At 67.2% G+C, this 17980-nt stretch carries 18 protein-coding genes; 16 read left to right on the forward strand and 2 right to left on the reverse strand.

The window, feature by feature from the left end; genetic code table 11:
* Nucleotides 1-3: 3 nt before the first annotated feature.
* Nucleotides 4-495, reverse strand: a complete 492-nt coding sequence (locus GFS60_RS03605) for an inorganic diphosphatase (RefSeq protein WP_159919013.1) — start codon at nucleotides 493-495, stop codon at nucleotides 4-6.
* Nucleotides 496-630: 135 nt separating this feature from the next.
* On the opposite strand from GFS60_RS03605, the gene dacB reads away from it, so the two are divergent.
* The 4 genes from dacB to hpt are packed head-to-tail and all read left to right on the forward strand — an operon-like array spanning nucleotide 631 to nucleotide 4607.
* Nucleotides 631-2016, forward strand: a complete 1386-nt coding sequence (dacB, locus tag GFS60_RS03610; RefSeq protein ID WP_159926847.1) for a D-alanyl-D-alanine carboxypeptidase/D-alanyl-D-alanine endopeptidase — start codon at nucleotides 631-633, stop codon at nucleotides 2014-2016.
* Nucleotides 2016-3062, forward strand: coding sequence for a zinc-dependent metalloprotease (locus GFS60_RS03615; RefSeq protein WP_159919014.1), 1047 nt, complete (start codon nucleotides 2016-2018; stop codon nucleotides 3060-3062). The genes dacB and GFS60_RS03615 overlap by 1 nt, the downstream gene beginning before the upstream one ends.
* 8 nt (nucleotides 3063-3070) lie before the next feature.
* Nucleotides 3071-4048, forward strand: coding sequence for a tRNA lysidine(34) synthetase TilS (gene tilS, locus GFS60_RS03620; RefSeq protein WP_159919015.1), 978 nt, complete (start codon nucleotides 3071-3073; stop codon nucleotides 4046-4048).
* Nucleotides 4049-4052: 4 nt separating this feature from the next.
* Nucleotides 4053-4607, forward strand: a complete 555-nt coding sequence (gene hpt / locus GFS60_RS03625) for a hypoxanthine phosphoribosyltransferase (protein WP_109326452.1) — start codon at nucleotides 4053-4055, stop codon at nucleotides 4605-4607.
* Between the two features lie 7 nt (nucleotides 4608-4614).
* Here the strand turns inward: hpt and GFS60_RS03630 are convergent, their stop codons facing one another.
* A complete protein-coding gene (locus GFS60_RS03630; protein WP_159919016.1) occupies nucleotides 4615-6756 on the reverse strand; it encodes a serine/threonine-protein kinase in 2142 nt (713 codons plus the stop codon).
* 131 nt (nucleotides 6757-6887) lie between these two features.
* Here GFS60_RS03630 and GFS60_RS03635 point away from each other — a divergent pair, with 131 nt between their 5' ends.
* The 12 genes from GFS60_RS03635 to GFS60_RS03690 all read left to right on the forward strand — a co-directional run bounded on the left by GFS60_RS03635 (nucleotide 6888) and on the right by GFS60_RS03690 (nucleotide 17969).
* Nucleotides 6888-8231, forward strand: coding sequence for an amidase (locus tag GFS60_RS03635; RefSeq protein WP_159919017.1), 1344 nt, complete (start codon nucleotides 6888-6890; stop codon nucleotides 8229-8231).
* 211 nt (nucleotides 8232-8442) lie between these two features.
* Nucleotides 8443-10722 (forward strand): ATP-dependent zinc metalloprotease FtsH, encoded by a 2280-nt coding sequence (gene ftsH, locus GFS60_RS03640; RefSeq protein WP_159919018.1) that lies wholly within the window; start codon nucleotides 8443-8445, stop codon nucleotides 10720-10722.
* A gap of 32 nt (nucleotides 10723-10754) precedes the next feature.
* Nucleotides 10755-11399 carry a GTP cyclohydrolase I FolE gene (gene folE, locus GFS60_RS03645; protein ID WP_374436011.1) on the forward strand — a complete coding sequence of 215 codons (645 nt, stop codon included), beginning with the start codon at nucleotides 10755-10757 and terminating at the stop codon, nucleotides 11397-11399.
* Nucleotides 11396-12250 (forward strand): dihydropteroate synthase, encoded by an 855-nt coding sequence (gene folP / locus GFS60_RS03650; protein ID WP_159919019.1) that lies wholly within the window; start codon nucleotides 11396-11398, stop codon nucleotides 12248-12250. The genes folE and folP overlap by 4 nt, the downstream gene beginning before the upstream one ends.
* A complete protein-coding gene (gene folB / locus GFS60_RS03655; protein WP_159919020.1) occupies nucleotides 12243-12605 on the forward strand; it encodes a dihydroneopterin aldolase in 363 nt (120 codons plus the stop codon). Before folP ends, folB begins: the two co-directional genes overlap by 8 nt.
* Entirely contained in the window at nucleotides 12602-13114 is a 513-nt protein-coding gene (gene folK / locus GFS60_RS03660) for a 2-amino-4-hydroxy-6-hydroxymethyldihydropteridine diphosphokinase (RefSeq protein ID WP_159919021.1), read from the forward strand. Before folB ends, folK begins: the two co-directional genes overlap by 4 nt.
* Before the next feature lie 20 nt (nucleotides 13115-13134).
* Nucleotides 13135-13602, forward strand: coding sequence for a DUF3180 domain-containing protein (locus tag GFS60_RS03665; protein WP_201453587.1), 468 nt, complete (start codon nucleotides 13135-13137; stop codon nucleotides 13600-13602).
* A gap of 71 nt (nucleotides 13603-13673) precedes the next feature.
* The gene (locus GFS60_RS03670; RefSeq protein ID WP_201453497.1) at nucleotides 13674-14672 is read left to right on the forward strand and encodes a DUF6779 domain-containing protein; all 999 of its coding nucleotides are present in this window, start codon (nucleotides 13674-13676) and stop codon (nucleotides 14670-14672) included.
* A 113-nt stretch (nucleotides 14673-14785) separates the two neighbouring features.
* Nucleotides 14786-15712 (forward strand): Rossmann-like and DUF2520 domain-containing protein, encoded by a 927-nt coding sequence (locus tag GFS60_RS03675; protein ID WP_159919022.1) that lies wholly within the window; start codon nucleotides 14786-14788, stop codon nucleotides 15710-15712.
* 5 nt (nucleotides 15713-15717) lie between these two features.
* Entirely contained in the window at nucleotides 15718-16656 is a 939-nt protein-coding gene (gene panC, locus GFS60_RS03680) for a pantoate--beta-alanine ligase (RefSeq protein WP_159919023.1), read from the forward strand.
* 44 nt (nucleotides 16657-16700) lie between these two features.
* A complete protein-coding gene (panD, locus tag GFS60_RS03685; protein ID WP_159919024.1) occupies nucleotides 16701-17147 on the forward strand; it encodes an aspartate 1-decarboxylase in 447 nt (148 codons plus the stop codon).
* A gap of 3 nt (nucleotides 17148-17150) precedes the next feature.
* Nucleotides 17151-17969 carry a type III pantothenate kinase gene (locus tag GFS60_RS03690; protein WP_159919025.1) on the forward strand — a complete coding sequence of 273 codons (819 nt, stop codon included), beginning with the start codon at nucleotides 17151-17153 and terminating at the stop codon, nucleotides 17967-17969.
* Nucleotides 17970-17980 lie beyond the last annotated feature (11 nt).

A 17980-nucleotide genomic window follows, 5' to 3' on the forward strand; every position in this document is an offset into this window, starting at 1 on the left:
CGGTCAGTGCCCGCCGTTGTCCTTCAGACGCTTGAACGACGCCTCGACCTCGGCCTTGGCCTCGGACAGCCCCACCCAGTCGGCGGCCTCGACGTGCTTGCCGGGCTCCAGGTCCTTGTAGTGGACGAAGAAGTGCTTGATGGCGTCCAGTTCGAACTGGGGAACGTCGCCGATGTCCTGAATGTGATCCCAGCGCGGGTCACCCGCGGGCACGCACAGCACCTTGTCGTCGCCGCCGGCCTCGTCGACCATCTTGAACATGCCGACCGGGCGCGCCTCGACGATCACGCCGGGGAACACCGACTCCGGAAGCAGCACAAGCGCGTCCAGCGGGTCGCCGTCCTCGCCGAGCGTGTTCTCGATGAAGCCGTAGTCGGCCGGGTAGCCGAATGCCGTGTAGAGGTAACGGTCCAGCTTTACGCGACCGGTCTCGTGGTCGACCTCGTACTTGTTTCGCTGACCCTTGGGGATCTCGATGGTGACGTCGAACTCCACGCCGATTCCTCGCTGTCGTGTCGGTGATGATTCCGGGGAAGGATATCGGGTCGAGGATAAGGTTGGTGTGCTGACCACCCACGAGATGCAAGTGAAGAACACGGAGGCGCGTTGCCGGGCCAGGGAAAGAAGAAGATGGGCTCGTTAGCGGGACGTCACCGTCGGAACATGCGGATACTCCTCGCAGCGGTAGTCGTGGCGGTGCTCGCCGTGGCCGCCGTCCTCGTGATCGCCGTCAGCACGCAAGGCGCCTCGGCGAGCCGTGGTGAGCTGACGATCGCGCCGGTCCCTGCGCCGATCACCGCCGCGCCGCAGGTCAGGCCCGTTCCGGACGACGCGCCGTTACCGACGCCGCAGGGAATCGCCGCGGCAGTCGGCCCGGCGTCCGCCGACCCGGCGCTCGGAAAGTTCAGCGGCACGGTGGCCGATGCCGTCACCGGTCAGGTGTTGTGGAGCGTCGCCCCGCAGACGCCGATGACGCCCGCCTCCACCACCAAGGTGCTCACGGCGGCGGCGGCGCTGCTGTCGTTGCCGTCCGATCACCGGGTGACCACCAAAGTTGTTCAGGGCGCGAAGCCCGGAGAAATCGTGCTCGTCGCAGGGGGTGACCCCACGATCACCGCGAAACCGGTGGGCGAGAACGGCTATTACCCCGGCGCGGCGCATCTGTCCCAGTTGGTGGATCAGATCCGGGCGGCGGGCGTCGCCGCCACCGACATCGTGGTCGACACCGGCATCTATACGGGCGGGACCATGGCGCAGGGCTGGTTCCCGGCTGATGTCGGCGCCGGCTTCATCACTCCCACCGAACCGATCATGATCGACGGCGGGCGGGCAGATCCTCTGGTGGACGAGTCGCCGCGAACCACCACGCCGGCGCTGGACGCCGGGCGGGCGCTGGCAAGCGCGCTCGGGGTGAGCCCGTCCGCGGTCACGACCGGTGTCGCAGCACCCGGTGCGGCCACCATCGCTTCCGTGGACTCTGCGCCGCTCCGTGACCGGTTGCGGCAAATGATGGAACACTCGGACAATGTGCTTGCCGAAGCGATCGGGCGGGAGGTTGCCATGAATGCCGGCGCAGACGCTTCATTTGCGGGAGCCGTCGCCACGATCGGCCAGAAGCTGTTCGAGGCCGGATTCGACATGTCGGGCCTCACTCTGCACGACGCAAGCGGGTTGTCCGTCGACAACCGCATCGCACCCCAACTGCTCGACCAGGTTCTGACCGCCGCCGCGGGAGACGGCACGCCCGCCCTGCGGCCCATGCTCGACTACTTGCCCGTGGCCGGAGCGACGGGAAGTCTCTCGGACCGCTACGCGTCGGGCAACCGCACCGGTGCCGGGTGGGTGCGCGCGAAAACCGGCACGCTGTCCACTGCGAGCGCGCTCGCCGGGTACGTCGTGGACCAGAACGGCCGGGTGCTGACCTTCGCGCTGATGTCCAACGATCGGCCCCCGGAGGTCAGTCGCCCCGCTCTCGACGCGCTGGCGGCCGCCCTCCGCACGTGCGGGTGCCAGTGATGGCCACCGACAAGAATGCGTTCAGTGGAGTCGTCGACTGGAAACTCGCTGCCCGGACGGGTGTGAAGCTGGCCCGGAGCGGTCCGGCCACCTCGCGGTACACGGCCGAGGCCGTCGTCGCGGAGTTGGCCGACGCGTCCATGCGCGCGGAACTGCCGGTTCGGGAAGTGACCGGGCTGGCCGACGGACTGCCCGTACCGACGGCCCAGATCCTCGACCGGGCGGGGTGGATCCACGCCGCTGCCCATTCGATGTCGCAGCTCACCGGCGGCGACTCCGCACCCGGACTCCTCCTGGGAAAGCCGGCCGGTATCCAGGCCGGTGCCATGCTCGCCTACCTGTCCTCGGCGATCCTCGGCCAGTACGACCCCTTCACCGGGGACAACGGAACCCTACTGCTGGTGGCACCGAACGTGGTGACCGTCGAGCGGGCACTGCGCGTGAACCCGAGCGACTTTCGGCTGTGGGTATGCCTGCACGAGGTGACCCATCGGGTCCAGTTCTCGTCCTCGCCCTGGCTGACGCAGTACATGCAGGATGCGGTCGACACCCTGGGAACCTCCGACGACGAGTCGGTGGCCGACGTCGTCGGACGGCTGTCGGCCGCGGTGCGGGACCGGGGGCGCCCGGACCCGGATGCGTCCGGCGCCCCCGGCGGAATCGTCGGACTGCTGCGCGCCACCCAGGCCGAACCGCAACGCGAGGCCCTCGACCGTCTTCTGGTTCTCGGCACCCTCCTCGAGGGGCACGCCGATCACGTGATGGACGCGGTCGGGCCGGCCGTCGTCCCGTCGGTGACCACGATCCGCGCTGCCTTCGACAACCGGCGTCGCCGCAAGAGCAACCCGGTGCAGCGTCTGATCCGGGCGCTGCTCGGTATGGACGCCAAGATGGCGCAGTACGTCCGCGGCAAGGCGTTCGTCGACGCCGTCGTCGGCGAAGTCGGCATGGACCGATTCAACGTGATCTGGACCGGCCCCGACACCCTGCCCCGGCTGGCCGAGATCGATCGCCCGGCCGACTGGGTGTCGCGGGTACTGGGCTGAGACTCGCCGTGCTGCTTCCCGAGGAGCCGGCGATTCTCGAGGTGCGTCACGCAGTGCGGCGCTGGCTCGCGCAGCACTGTCCCGGCGGTGTGGTCGCCGTGGCGCTGTCCGGCGGTCCCGACTCGTTGGCGCTGACGGCCGCAGCGGCGGCGGAAGCGCGCACGGTCCGCGCCCTGGTGGTCGATCACCGGCTGCAGACCGGTTCCGCCGACGTGGCACATGAAGCAGCCGCCCGCGCCCGCGCACTCGGGTGCGTGTCCGCCGAGGTGCTGGCCGTCGACGTGACCGGTTCCGGCGGACTCGAGGCGGCCGCCCGCGACGCCCGCTACCGTGCTCTCGACTCGGCCCGCCGGAGCGATCCGGTGTTGCTGGGCCACACCCTGGACGATCAGGCCGAAACCGTGCTGCTGGGCCTGGCCCGGGGATCGGGCGGCCGATCCATCTGGGGAATGAGTGCCTACGACAGCCCGTGGGGACGCCCACTGCTCGGCGTCCGACGAGCCGTCACCCACCAGGCGTGCACCGAACTCGGACTCCTCCCGCACGAGGACCCGCACAACGCATCCCCGGACTTCACCAGGGTCCGGTTGCGCACGGAGGTACTGCCGCTGCTCGAGGACGTCCTCGGCGGCGGTGTCGCGGGCGCGCTCGCCCGCACCGGCGAGCAGTTGCGCGAAGAGGGCGCCGTCCTCGACTCGGTCGCGGACACGGTCGGTGCGCGTGCCGTGGTCGACGGAGAGCTCGACGTCGCAGTCCTGGCGGATGCCGCACCCCCGATACGCCGGCGGGTGTTGCGAACGTGGCTTCTCGCGGCGGGCGCGCGGGGGCTCGGCGACAAACACTTACGGGCCGTCGACGACCTCGTCGTGCAGTGGCGTGGGCAGGGTCCGGTCGCAGTCGGCGGCGGGACACCGGACGCCAGGTTGGTGGTCTGCCGACGACGTGGCAGGCTGAACGTCGGATTGGACGACCGACGAAGGGTTTGACCGCGTGTACGAAGGCGACATCGCATCGGTACTGATCTCCGAAGACGAGATTCGTCGACGCACCGTCGAGCTGGCCGAGGAAATCGCGAAGCGATACCCGGAGGGGACCCCTGAAGGGGATCTACTCCTGGTCGGTGTCCTGAAGGGCGCCATCTTCTTCATGACCGACTTTGCGCGGGCTCTGCCCATCCCCACGCAGATGGAATTCATGGCCGTCAGCTCCTACGGATCGTCGACATCGTCCTCGGGCGTCGTCCGCATCCTCAAGGATCTCGACAAGGACATCGCTGGTCGGCACGTGCTCATCGTCGAGGACATCATCGACTCCGGACTGACGCTGTCCTGGCTGATGCGTAACCTGTCGAGCCGCAATCCGGCATCGCTCGAGGTGGTCACGTTGCTCCGCAAGCCTGATGCCATCAAGGTCGACGTCAACGTCGCGAATGTCGGCTTCGACATCCCCAACGAGTTTGTGGTCGGATACGGACTCGATTACGCCGAGCGGTACCGCGACCTGCCCTATATCGGGACTCTCGAGCCTTCCGTCTACGGCGGCTGAGCATCCGCTAGCGCACGGACTCGTGGGACACGACGGGTTCGAGCGCCCGCAGGTCCTCCTCCAGTTGGCGGAACAGCCAGTAGACACCGACGAACGCGACGATCCCGCCGAGGCAAAGAATGCGGACCGCGATGATCACCAGAGTGATCTCGTCGGGCGACAGGAAGGTCACGCCGGCCACACCGGCGAGCGGAACAGACGCGGCTACCGCGAGATACAGGGTGCTGCGCCGATCCAAGCCCCGAAGTTTCTGCGCATCGGCACTGCTGGCGATGTCCTGCGGTAGCAGGCTGGGATAGATGCAGCGCACCGCGAAGAAGGCGACGACGAAGAACGGGTACGCCACCGACACCGCGCCGCACACGATCAGTGACGCGATGAAGTGCACGTATGCGCCCGGCGGAACGCCCCCGGCCGCCAGCTGCAGCGAAATTGGATAGGCGACCCCGGCGACGAACCACAACCCGAACACGACCAGCACGACGCGGTCGCCGAGGAGCAGGGTGTCGGTGCGCGCGCGGGTGAGAGTGTGCCGGTCGTACGTGCGCCCTTTGCGCAGTCCGCGCGGCACCAGTAGGGGATAGCGGCACCAGTACAGCAGCAGGATCGCGCCCAGCGGAAACGCAATCGAGTTGATCACCAGCTGTATCTGCTCGAAGGAACGCTGCGCCTCCGGAGTGAGCGCACTGATGATCAGCATCTTGTTGTGGTGATAGTTGTAGATTCCGGCCAGAGCGTTCGGCGCCGCGATACCGACGACGAGGATCGGCAGGGCCCAGCGGCGCAACCGCATGCGCCAACTGTGTGGCGGCGGGTCGACGAGGTCGCGGGCACGCGGATTGAGGCAGAGGTCGAACTGCTTGGCCAGCTCCGCTCCGCTCGACCAGCGTCCTTCGGGCTTCGGCGACAGGCAGGTCAGCAACACGCGCCGCAACGATGCGGGACAGTCGTAGGGCAGATGGTCGAGGAACTCGGGATCGATGGCGCGACTGCGGTGATCCAGCATCGCCTCGAGCCCGACCAGCGACTCACTCGACACGTCCTCGTCGGGGAAGGGGCGTCGCCCGCACATCAACTCCCACAGCATTACGCCCAGCGCGAAGATGTCGCTGCGGGTGTCCAGATCGGCCGCGGTGCCCGGCATGCCGCGATGACACGCTTCGAGCTGCTCGGGCGACATATAGGCGAGGGATCCACCGAAGTACGCCAGCGGTGACGCTCCCGAGACGGAGTCGCTGAAACTGATGTTGAAGTCGGCCAGCTTGGGCACACCCTCGGCCGTGAGCAGGATGTTGGCCGGTTTGATGTCGCGGTGCAGAACCCCGCGTTTGCCGGCGTAGTCGAGGGCGTCCGCCAGCCGCCTGCCCAGCCACGCGATCGTTTCCGGCCAGGTCAACGACGCTATCTCCGCCCGGACACTCGAATCGGTGGGCCGGATCTCACCCTTCTCCCGCATTTCCTCGTCCACTACCTCGAGCAGGAGGCTGCCGTTCCGCTCGCGTTCGGGTGTGACGCGGACACGCCGCAGCACCCGCAGCAGCGTCCCACCCGGGAGGTACTGCATATAGAGCAGGCGGAGCTTGCGGTCCTCGAGTAGTCGCTGATCGAACACCCGCACGATGTAATCGTGGTCGAGTTGCGCGAGAGTTTGCGGTTCGTTGCCGTGGTCGTGCGAGATCTTCACCGCAACGAGGCGTTGCATCGAACGCTGCCGGGCCAGGAACACCCGGCCGAACGCGCCGCTGCCCAAACCCATCAGCAGATCGAAGTCGTCGACCTGCTGACCGACCTCGACATCGTCGAGGGTCTCTCGGGTCGGCGGTCTGGTGATCAGAGTGTCGACGGGAACCGCGGTGACAGTGCGGCTACCCTCGCTCGGACGCTCGGCGCCCAGTGTCGGAGCGGCAGCCGTTCGCTCACCGTCAATCGTCGGAGCAGCAGCCGTTCGCTCACCGCTCAGCTGTGCAGAAACGGTTCGCTCACCGCCGAGCTGTGCAGACATGGTTCGCTCACCGCTCACTGGCGACGGGCCGGCCGCGACCGTCGCTTCACTGCTCTCGTGGTCGGAGTTCTGGACTCCGACGGTCTCTTCGGCAGAGGTTGATTCAGCGGCTGATCTGTCTCTGCCCGACCCGTTTCCTCTGGTCATAGCGCTTCGAGGTTCTACTGGGCGGGTGTAGCGAGCCCCGTCCGGGGACAAGCGAATGGTAACCCCGCGGACCTACCGTATCCAGCGCGAATAGTCGAAATGATCGAGTCGCCGAAACCTATACTCGAATGATGGGCGATCACCCGCTCTCCTCGGCCATCGGCATCGCCGACCGTGTTCGCTCCGGCATGTCGAGTCCGGTCGAGGCCGTGGAGTCGGCCTTGGCCGTCATTGCGGAACGAGACCCGAAGATCCGCGCCTTCGTCAGCGTCCTAGCCGAGCAGGCCCGCGCCGACGCTCTCGCCCTCACCCATCGTGCCGATCTGTCCTCGCTGCCGCTCGCGGGCGTGCCTGTCGCCATCAAGGACGACATTCCGGTCGCCGGCCAGCCGATGAGAGAAGGTTCGCGCGCGACGAGCGCCGAGCCGAAGGCCTCCGACCATTCCGTCGTGGCCAGGCTGCGGGCAGCGGGAGCCGTCGTGGTCGGGCTGACCGCTCTTCCCGAACTTGCCGTGTGGGGCACGACCGACGCTCCCGGCGTCATCACCCGCAATCCATGGAACCTCTCGCGCACGTGCGGTGGCTCGTCCGGGGGATCGGCTGCGGCGGTCGCTGCCGGAATGGTCCCGATCGCCCACGGGACGGACGGTCTGGGTTCCATACGCATCCCGGCCGCGAATTGCGGCGTGTTCGGTATCAAGCCGGGGCGTGGGGTGGTGCCCTCGGAACTCGGTGCGACGTCCTGGTTCGGCATGGCGGAGAACGGCCCGCTGGCGACGACGGTGGCTGATGCCGCCTTGATGCTGTCCGTACTGGCGGATCGACCGGAACTAGCGCAACTCGCCCAGCCTGCACCCCTGCGGATCGCGGTGGCGCCCGGATCGCCGACCCACTTGTCCGTCGTGGATCCGCATTGGCGGGCGGCAACCGAGCGGGCCGGCACGGAACTGGCTTGCTCCGGCCATCGCGTGGAGTCGGCGAAGCTGCCGTACCCGGTGAACCTTCTCCCCGTCCTCGCCCGGTGGACTGCCGGAACGGCAGCCGACGCGGAGGAACTCGACTTCCGGCAACTGCAGCGTCGCACCCGGCGACACGTGGCCGTCGGCCGAGGGCTCCGACGAGTGGTCCGTTCGCAGCAGGTGGTCCGGCTCGAGCAGACGATGTTCGCCTTCTTCGCCGATTACGACGTCGTGATCACGCCAACACTCGCCCAGCCGCCGCTGGCCGCCGCGGCCTGGAGCGAGCGATCCTGGACGTCGAATATCGTCGCCAACGTCCGGTACGCCCCGTTCACGGCGCTCTGGAACCTCGTCGGGTGGCCGGCGGCAAGCGTCCCGGTGGGCACGCATCCGCAGTCGGGCACCCCGCTCGCGGTGCAGATCGCCGCGCCACCGGGAGGCGAGGCACGCATTCTGGCACTCGCCGCCCACATCGAACGTGTCGCGGCCTGGCCGAGAGTGGCGCCTGCGCGGTGAGCGACGGCAGTGGTCCGCGCGCCGACGGGGCCGAGGGAACCTGGGGGCGGTCGCATGCGTTGACGTAGAGATACCGTCCCCACGGGCGGTTGGCTGCTACCTGGAGTCGCCGGCGTGCCGTCGCGGTAACCTGGATTGTCCGGTTGGCAGCCGGAAGGCGCACTCGGTAGACCCGCACTCTCGAAAGGACCGGCCACTTCGGCCGACCTGTATGAACCGTAAGACAGTGTTTCGTAACCTGGCGATAGTTGCCGGCATCCTGCTGGTGATCTACGCCTTCAGCTACTTCGGCAACGACACGCGCGGATTCAAGGGTGTCGATACGTCCGTGGCCATTGCGCAACTCGACGCGAACAACGTCGAGAAGGCGCAGATCGACGACCGCGAGCAGCAGCTACGCCTGTGGCTCAAGGACGGCAACGACGCCACCGGCGGTGAGACCGAGATCCTCGCGAAGTATCCCGAGGCGGCATCCGAGCAGATCTTCACCGAGATCTCCGACAAGGGCCTGGCGAGCTACAACACCACGGTCACGCAGGAGAGCTGGCTCACGTCGATCCTGCTGTTCGTGCTGCCGATGGTGATTCTGCTGGGCATCTTCTTCTTCGTGATGAGCCGAATGCAGGGCGGCGGCCGCGGCGGCGTGATGGGCTTCGGCAAGTCGAAGGCCAAGCAGCTGAACAAAGACATGCCGAAGACGACCTTCGCCGACGTCGCGGGTGCAGACGAAGCGGTCGAAGAGCTGTACGAGATCAAGGACTTCCTGCAGAACCCGATGCGCTACCAGTCGCTGGGCGCGAAGATCCCGCGCGGTGTGCTGCTGTACGGGCCTCCCGGAACGGGTAAAACCCTCCTCGCCCGCGCGGTCGCAGGGGAGGCCGGTGTCCCGTTCTTCACGATCTCCGGCTCGGATTTCGTCGAGATGTTCGTCGGTGTCGGCGCCTCCCGTGTCCGCGACATGTTCGAGCAGGCCAAGCAGAACAGCCCGTGCATCATCTTCGTCGACGAGATCGACGCCGTGGGCAGGCAGCGCGGTGCGGGTCTGGGCGGTGGCCACGACGAACGCGAGCAGACCCTCAACCAGTTGCTGGTGGAGATGGACGGATTCGGCGATCGGACCGGCGTCATTCTCATCGCCGCCACCAACCGCCCCGACATCCTCGACCCTGCGCTGCTGCGTCCGGGACGTTTCGACCGCCAGATCCCGGTCGGTGCTCCCGACCTCGCAGGTCGCCGCGCGATTCTCAAGGTTCATTCGCAGGGCAAGCCGATCGATCAGCATGCCGACCTCGAAGGTCTGGCCAAGCGCACCGTCGGAATGTCGGGTGCCGACCTCGCCAACGTCATCAACGAGGCCGCGTTGCTCACCGCCCGCGAGAACGGGACGGTCATCACCGAGGCCGCTCTCGAGGAGTCGGTCGATCGCGTGGTCGGCGGTCCTCGCCGCAAGAGCCGCATCATCAGCGAGCACGAGAAGAAGATCACCGCGTACCACGAGGGTGGGCACACGCTGGCCGCGTGGGCAATGCCCGACATCGAACCCGTCTACAAGGTCACCATCCTCGCTCGCGGCCGCACCGGTGGTCACGCGATGACGGTTCCCGAGGACGACAAGGGCCTGATGACGCGGTCCGAGATGATTGCCCGACTCGTGATGGCGATGGGTGGCCGTGCCGCCGAGGAATTGGTCTTCCACGAGCCGACCACCGGCGCGTCTTCCGACATCGACATGGCGACGAAGATCGCCCGCTCGATGGTCACCGAGTACGGCATGAGCGCCAAGCTGGGTGCGGTCCGTTACGGGCAGGAGGGCGGCGACCCGTTCCTCGGCCGGTCGATGGGTCAGCAGTCCGACTATTCGCACGAGGTCGCGCGGGAGATCGACGAAGAGGTACGAAACCTCATCGAGGCGGCGCACACCGAGGCGTGGGCCATTCTCAACGAGTACCGGGACGTCCTCGACATCCTGGCAACCGAGCTTCTCGAGCGTGAGACTCTCACCCGCAAGGACCTCGAGAAGATCTTCCACAGCGTGGAGAAGCGTCCGCGCATCACGGCATTCAACGACTTCGGCCACCGGACTCCCTCCGACAAGCCGCCCGTCAAGACCCCGAGGGAGCTTGCGGTCGAGCGCGGCGAGCCGTTGCCCCAGCACCAGCCCGAGCCGGTGTTCGCTCATCAGCAGTCGTCGCAGCAGGCCCAGCCGCAGCAGCAGTACCCGCAGCCGGTGGCGCCGGCAAACGGATACCCGCAGCCGGGCCCCTCGCGACCGCAGGGCGGGATCGCACAGCCGCGACCGGACTACGGCGCACCCGCGGGATGGTCGGCTCCGGGATGGCCGCCGCGTGATTCGGGTGGGCAGGGCCAGGAAGGCCGGTACTCCGGCACCCCGAATCCGGGCAACGAGTGGAACCCTCCGCACGAGCAGCGTCCCAGCGGGGACGAGGATCCGCAGACGCGGCCCTGGCGAGGACCGGACGGATCGAACTGATCTGCCCGAACTAGGCTGATGTTTCGGGACACATGTTCCCGATAGTGGAGGAGTTTCGGTTGTCGGTAGATCATCTCGATAGTGAACCCGTGGCACTCGAAACGGGACGGGTGTTCGATCAGCCGCGGGCTGAAGCTGCTGTGCGCGAACTGCTGATCGCGATCGGCGAAGATCCCGACCGACCCGGTCTCATGGACACTCCTGCCCGGGTTGCCCGGTCGTATCGCGAGGTCTTCGCAGGCCTCTACACCGACCCCGACAGTGTCTTGAACACCACATTCGACGAGGGCCACCAGGAACTGGTGCTCGTTCGGGACATTCCGCTGTACTCGACGTGTGAGCATCATCTCGTCTCCTTCCACGGGGTCGCCCATGTCGGTTACATCCCCGGGACGACCGGCAAGGTGACGGGTCTGTCGAAACTGGCTCGCGTGGTCGACCTGTATGCCAAGCGTCCGCAGGTCCAGGAGCGTCTGACCAGTCAGATCGCCGATGCAGTGATGCGCAAGCTCGATCCGCGCGGAGCGATCGTCGTCATCGAGGCCGAGCATCTGTGTATGGCGATGCGGGGCATCCGCAAGCCGGGAGCGAGCACCACCACCTCGGCGGTGCGGGGACTTCTCCAGTCCAGCGCGGCCTCACGTTCCGAGGCTCTGGACCTTATTCTGCGCAAGTGACCGCAATCGAGCTGCCCTCGCCCGGCCGGACCGTGGTGATGGGTGTCCTCAACGTCACCACCGATTCGTTTTCGGACGGGGGTCGGTTTCTGGATCGAGACGCGGCCCTGGCTCGCGGACTCGAACTGAAGCGTCTCGGGGTGGACATCGTCGATGTGGGCGGTGAATCGACTCGTCCGGGGTCGGCGCGGGTCGACCCCGAGATAGAGGCGGGGCGGGTGGCTCCGGTCATCGCAGATCTGGTGGCCGAGGGCATCTGCGTCAGTGTCGACACGATGCGGGCCTCCGTCGCCGAAGCGGCAATCGAGGCGGGCGCCTCCATCGTCAACGACGTCGCCGGAGGGCGCGCTGACGCGAAGATGGCATCCGTCGTGGCAGACGCCGGTGTTCCGTGGATCTTGATGCACTGGCGATCGGCCGGTGACTACGTTCACCGAGGCAACGCGGACCATTACGAAGACGTGGTGCGTGAGGTTCGAGACGAACTGATGACGCAGGTGGACCTGGCTGTCGAAGCCGGTGTCTCGGCGAGTTCGCTGGTGCTGGACCCGGGACTCGGCTTCGCGAAGAATGCCGCCCACAATTGGGCGCTTCTCAAGGCATTGCCGGAGTTCACCGACCTGGGATTCCCCGTCCTCATCGGTGCCTCGCGCAAGAGATTCCTGGGTTCGCTGCTGGCGGAACCCGACGGCACGAGTCGGCCACCGGCGGGACGCGAGGTCGCGACCGCGGTCGTCTCGGCACTCGCCGCCACGTACGGAGCGTGGGGCGTGCGTGTGCATGATGCCCAGGGTTCGCTCGACGCCATCGCGGTGGCCGAGGCGTGGGCACGAGGTGGCGTCGGTGAGTGACCGAATCGAATTGCGCGGTTTGAAGGTTCGCGGTAATCACGGAGTCTTCGATCACGAGAAGCGGGACGGCCAGGACTTCTACGTCGACATCACCGTGTGGATCGATCTCGCGCCGGCGGCAGCGTCGGACGCTCTCGAGGACACTCTGGACTACGGCGGACTGGCGGAGCGGGCCGCGGCGATCGTCGCCGGGCCGTCCCGGGACCTGATCGAGACCGTGGCCGCAGAGATCGCCGACGGTGTCATGACGGATCCTCGCGTGCAACGGACCGAGGTGGTGCTGCACAAGCCGTCCGCGCCGATTCCGCTGACCTTCGCGGACGTGGCGGTCGTTGCGCACAGGTCACGGCCATGAGCCGCGCCGTGCTGTCCATCGGGTCGAACGTCGGCGACAGCGTCGCCCACCTGCAATCCGTTCTGGATGCGCTGGGAAGCAGTGTGGTGGCGGTCTCGCCGGTGTATTCGACCGAGCCGTGGGGTGGGGTCGAGCAGCAGGACTTTCTCAATGCGGTGCTGGTGGTAGATGATCCGGCCCTCGACGCCGCCGGATGGTTGCGACGGGGACAGCAGATCGAGGCGGCCGCGGACCGCGTGCGGACGCAGCGATGGGGCCCGCGGACGCTGGATGTCGACGTCATCGTGTGCGACGGCGTCCGTAGCGACGATCCCCACCTGACCCTGCCGCATCCGAGGGCGCACGAACGCGCCTTCGTCCTCATCCCGTGGCTCGACGCGGATCCCGATGCAGTCCTGCCCGTCGGAGGGGAGTCGCACCGGGTCGACGAACTCCTGGCATCGCTCGACGACGGTGAACGCGAGGGTGTGCGTCGCACGGAGTTCGCCCTGAACCGGCGGTCGCGATGAAACCGGAACCGACCGGCACGATGAAGCCCACCCGGATCTGGGACCTGTTGTTCCTGGCGGCCCTGGCCGTGGCGGCCACCTGGATTCTGGTCCGGGTCTTCTACGGCTCCTTTCCGCCCATTCCCGTGTACGCGGGGGCGTCGTTGTATCCGGTGGCGGTGATCGAGGTGATCCTCGCGTTCATGGTCCGGTCCAGGGTCAGCAATCATCAGGTCGGTGACGGTCCGCGTCAGCTGCATCCGATCACCGCGGCCCGGGTTGCCGCCTTGGCGAAGGCCTCCGCGCTGGTCGGTGCCGCGACCGCGGGAGTGTGGGGCGGCTTCCTGCTCTACCTTCTCCCGCAGCGTTCGGTGTTGCGGGCCGCAGTGTCGGACACGCCGGGAGCCTGGGTCGGGTTGGTGGCCGCGCTCGCGCTCGTCGGCGCTGCCCTGTGGTTGGAGCACTGTTGCCGCACCCCGGACGACCCGTCCGACGAGCCGGCGCACTAGCACGTGGGGGATCGCCGGACGTGTCCTGCGAATGCGCAGTGCACCGCTGACGGCCAAGTACCCTGGCAAGCATGACGAATCCTGGTCGCCTCAAGTCTGCGCGCCGCAACCAGCGCAGCGCGAGCCAGATGATCGTTGCGGCGTTGCTCGCGCTGGCCGTGGTCGCGTCCCTGTTCCTGATCTTCAGTGAGAGCGTGCCACTGCTGAGAGTTGGCGTGGTGGTGGCACTCTGGGCGGCCACTCTCGGCGCTATCGCGATGACGAAGTATCGGCGCGAGTCCGCTCTCGACAAGGCGAAGGTCAACGATCTGCAAACCGTGTACGAGCTCCAGCTCGAACGGGAGATCTCCGCAAGGCGTGAATACGAGCTGACCGTCGAGAAGCGGGTACGCAGCGAGGTGCGCGCCGACGCCGAGGAACTTGCGGCTCTACGGGCCGAGCTGTCTTCGCTGCGGAAGAGCCTCGAAGCACTGTTCGACGGCGCCATGCCGACCGAAAGGATCGCGCTGCGTGCCGACTCGACGCGGGTTCAGGAACTCGCGGGCGGTTCGTACAGCAGCTACCAGCCGGCGCCGTCCGGGCTCTATATCCCCGGGGCGGGATACTCCGGTCACCAGGGGCAGCAGAGCGGCGGGCAACACAACTTCGCGAATCCCGACGACGAGCCGGTCACCGCCGAGACCTCCATCGTCGACCCCGATAACCGGGGCTACGCAGAGGCGGAAATCGAGGTCGAGCCGGAGCCGGAGGCGGCACCCGAGGCCCAGCCCGAGTCGGAAGCCCAGCCGGAGCAAGAGCCGGAGGCGGAAGCCCAGCCGGAGGTAGAAGCGCAGGCGGAGACCGAACCCGAGAAAGAGCCGGAGGCGGCACCTCAACCGGAGGTAGGAGCTCAGGCGGAGGACGAGCCGGTGCCGGGGTCGCGGCGCGCTCGTCGACAGGCGTCCGAGGACGACGAACCTTCCGGCGCACACGCGAGTGGTTTGTCCGTGGCCGAGATCATGGCCAACATGCATTCGACGGCGGGCACGGCGCAGGGCACCGGGCGTCGACGGCGCCGCGAAGCCGAGTAATGAGGCACAGATCACTTCGCCGGCGCATGGCGGGGTGAACTGGAAGCGGGCTATTCTCACTCGAGAACGTCTGGTACCCGCCGAGCGGGACTGGAACGAACGAGAGGACGAAGGTGACCTCTTTCGGGATCACTAATGGCCCTGCGCCTGCGCGATTGTCGGTAGGAATCGTCTCCGCCGGCCGGGTCGGTACAGCTATCGGGGCGGCGCTCGAGCGGGCAGGTCACGTCGTCGTCGCCTGTTCGGCGGTCTCCGACGTGTCCCGTCATCGAGCGCGCACCCGTCTGCCCGACACCGAAATTCTTCCGGTTGCAGATGTCGCTGCCCGCTCCGAGCTGCTGATTCTGGCTGTTCCCGACGCGGAGCTCGCCTCGCTGGTAGCGGGGCTGGCCTCCACCGATGCGGTGCCGAATCGCACGATCGTCGCCCACACCTCGGGGGCCAACGGCATCGGCATCCTCGATCCCCTTGCCCGGCAGGGCGTGGTTCCTCTCGCGATTCATCCGGCTATGACTTTCACCGGTCACGACGAGGACACCGTGCGCCTCGCGTCGGCATGTTTCGGGATCACCGCGGCCGACGACATCGGTTATGCCATCGCGCAGTCGCTGGTGCTCGAGATCGGCGGCGAGCCGGTGCGGGTGCGCGAGGACATGCGACCGCTCTACCACGCGGCTCTCGCGCACGGCAGTAACCACCTGGTCACGCTGGTCGTCGACGCCGTGGCCGCCCTGCGTGTCGCGCTCGAAGGCGAGGAGCTCCTGGGGCAGGAGCTGATCGGCAACGAGCCGAACGGCGTCGCGGAACGAGTTCTCCAACCCCTGCTGTCCGCTGCCCTCGACAACGCGCTCCGCCGCGGCCCGGCCGCGCTCACCGGGCCGGTGGCACGGGGCGATTCGGAAGCTGTGGCCACGCACCTGCGGGTACTCGAAGAGGTCGATCCTCGGATCGCCGCGGGTTACCGGGCGTTGTCGCTTCGGTCGGCCCAGCGGGCAGGCGCTACACCTGAACTACTCGACATCCTGGAAGAGCGGAGGTGAGTTCCGTGAGTGAACTGCAAGGCGGATACAAGCGCGGGGAACTCACCGTGCACCACGACCCCAAGGTCCTGACCAGGGTGTCGAAGGCGCTTCGGGGCGTCGGCCGGCAGGTCGCACTGGTGCCGACCATGGGAGCCCTCCATGCCGGACACCTCGAGTTGGTGCGTCAGGCAAAGTTGACGGGCGCGGTGGTGATCGTGTCGATCTTCGTCAACCCGCTGCAGTTCGGCGCCGGGGAAGATCTCGATTCTTATCCGCGCACGCTCGATGCCGACCTCGAGTTGCTGCGGGAGGCCGGGGTCGAATTGGCATTCGTGCCCACTGCCGCCGCGATGTACCCGGCAGGACAGCGGACCATGATCCACCCGGGCCCGCTCGGTGCCGAACTCGAAGGAGCGGCCAGGCCGACGCATTTCGCGGGCATGCTGACCGTTGTGGCCAAGCTGCTCCAGATTGCCGCGCCGCATGTTGCGTACTTCGGTGAGAAGGACTACCAGCAGCTCACGCTGATCCGGCAGATGGTCACCGACCTCGACTTCGACGTCAGGATCCTGGGCGTGCCGACGGTCCGCGAGCACGACGGTTTGGCGTTGTCCTCACGTAACCGTTACCTCGACGAGAAACAGCGGGCTGCGGCGACAACGTTGTCCGCGGCCCTCATCGCCGGCGCCCATGCCGCCGCCGGCGGAGCCGAAGCGATTGTCGCCACCGCCCGTGAGGTGCTGGCGTCGGCGCCGGAAGTAGATGTCGACTACCTCGAAGTGAGGGGCGTCGATCTCGGTCCCGCCCCCGAACGGGGGGACGGTCGCCTGCTCGTCGCGGCCCGGGTGGGGTCCACCCGGCTGATCGACAACGTCGGGGTCGCGGTCGGCACCGGATTCCTCGAACGTGCAACCGAACCGCCGTCCGGCACGGCAGTCTCCGAAGAGCTCACCTCCCGATAGAGAAGCGTCGAATCTTCCGTCTGTGGAAGAGTAAGGACCAGAACATGTTTCGCACCATGATGAAGTCGAAGATCCACCGCGCCACCGTGACGCACGCCGATCTCCACTACGTCGGTTCGGTCACGGTGGACCAGGATCTGATGGACGCCGCCGACCTTCTCGAAGGGGAGCAGGTGTGCATCGTCGACATCGACAACGGTGCGCGGCTCGAGACCTACGTCATTGCCGGTGCACGCGGTAGTGGTGTGATCGGAATCAACGGCGCTGCAGCACATCTGGTCAAGCCTGGCGACCTCGTCATCCTCATTGCGTACGGAGTCATGAACGAGGAGGAGGTGCGGGACTACCAGCCGCATGTCGTCTTCGTCGATGCGGTCAACAAGCCCATCGAGCTCGGCACCGACCCGGCGCACGCACCGGAAGGCTCGGGCCTCATCACGCCCCGCATGCTCGGGTCGCTCGACGCCGAGCGTGAATCCAGCCTGGTGTAACCGGTGCTTCTCACCGTCGACGTCCGGAACACGAACATCGTTCTCGGGCTGTTCACCGGATCCGGCGAACACTCGAAGCTGGTGCAGGACTGGCGGATGCGTACCGACCAGCGGATGACGGCAGACGAGTTGGCGCTGATCTTCCGCGGACTGCTCGGCGTGCACGTCGACCAGATCACCGGTGTGGCCGCGTTGTCGACGGTCCCGTCCGTGTTGCGCGAGATTCGGGTCATGTTGACGCGGTACTGGGGTCACGTTCCGCACGTGCTGGTGGAACCGGGAGTCCGAACCGGTGTCCCGCTGCTGGTGGACAACCCGAAGGAAGTCGGTGCCGACCGGATCGTCAACAGTCTTGCGGCGCACCACCTGTACGGTGCGCCGTGCATCGTCGTGGATTTCGGCACGTCCACCTGTGTCGACGTCGTGTCGGGCAAGGGGGAGTTCCTCGGTGGGGCTATCGCCCCCGGGCTCGAGATTTCGTCGGACGCTCTGGCGTCGCAGTCGGCGGCGTTGCGCAAGGTGGAGCTGCTCCGCCCCCGCTCGGTGGTCGGCAAGAACACCGTCGAATGCATGCAGTCGGGTGCGGTGTTCGGTTTCGCGGGTCTCGTCGACGGTTTGGTACGTCGGGTCCGCAAAGAGCTGCCGGCTTTCGCAGGCTCCGATGTGGTGGTGATCGCGACCGGTGATCGCGCGCCGCTGATCATGCCCGAGACGGAGACCATCGACGAGCACGAACCGGACCTCACTCTCGAAGGCCTGCGGCTGGTGTACGAGCGGAATCAGGCCCGCCGTGGGACGTCCCGTCGAAGTCCGCTCGACTGACGGGTTCCGTC

Source organism: Rhodococcus sp. WAY2 (genome assembly GCF_009859915.1).
Lineage (GTDB): Bacteria > Actinomycetota > Actinomycetes > Mycobacteriales > Mycobacteriaceae > Rhodococcus_F > Rhodococcus_F oxybenzonivorans.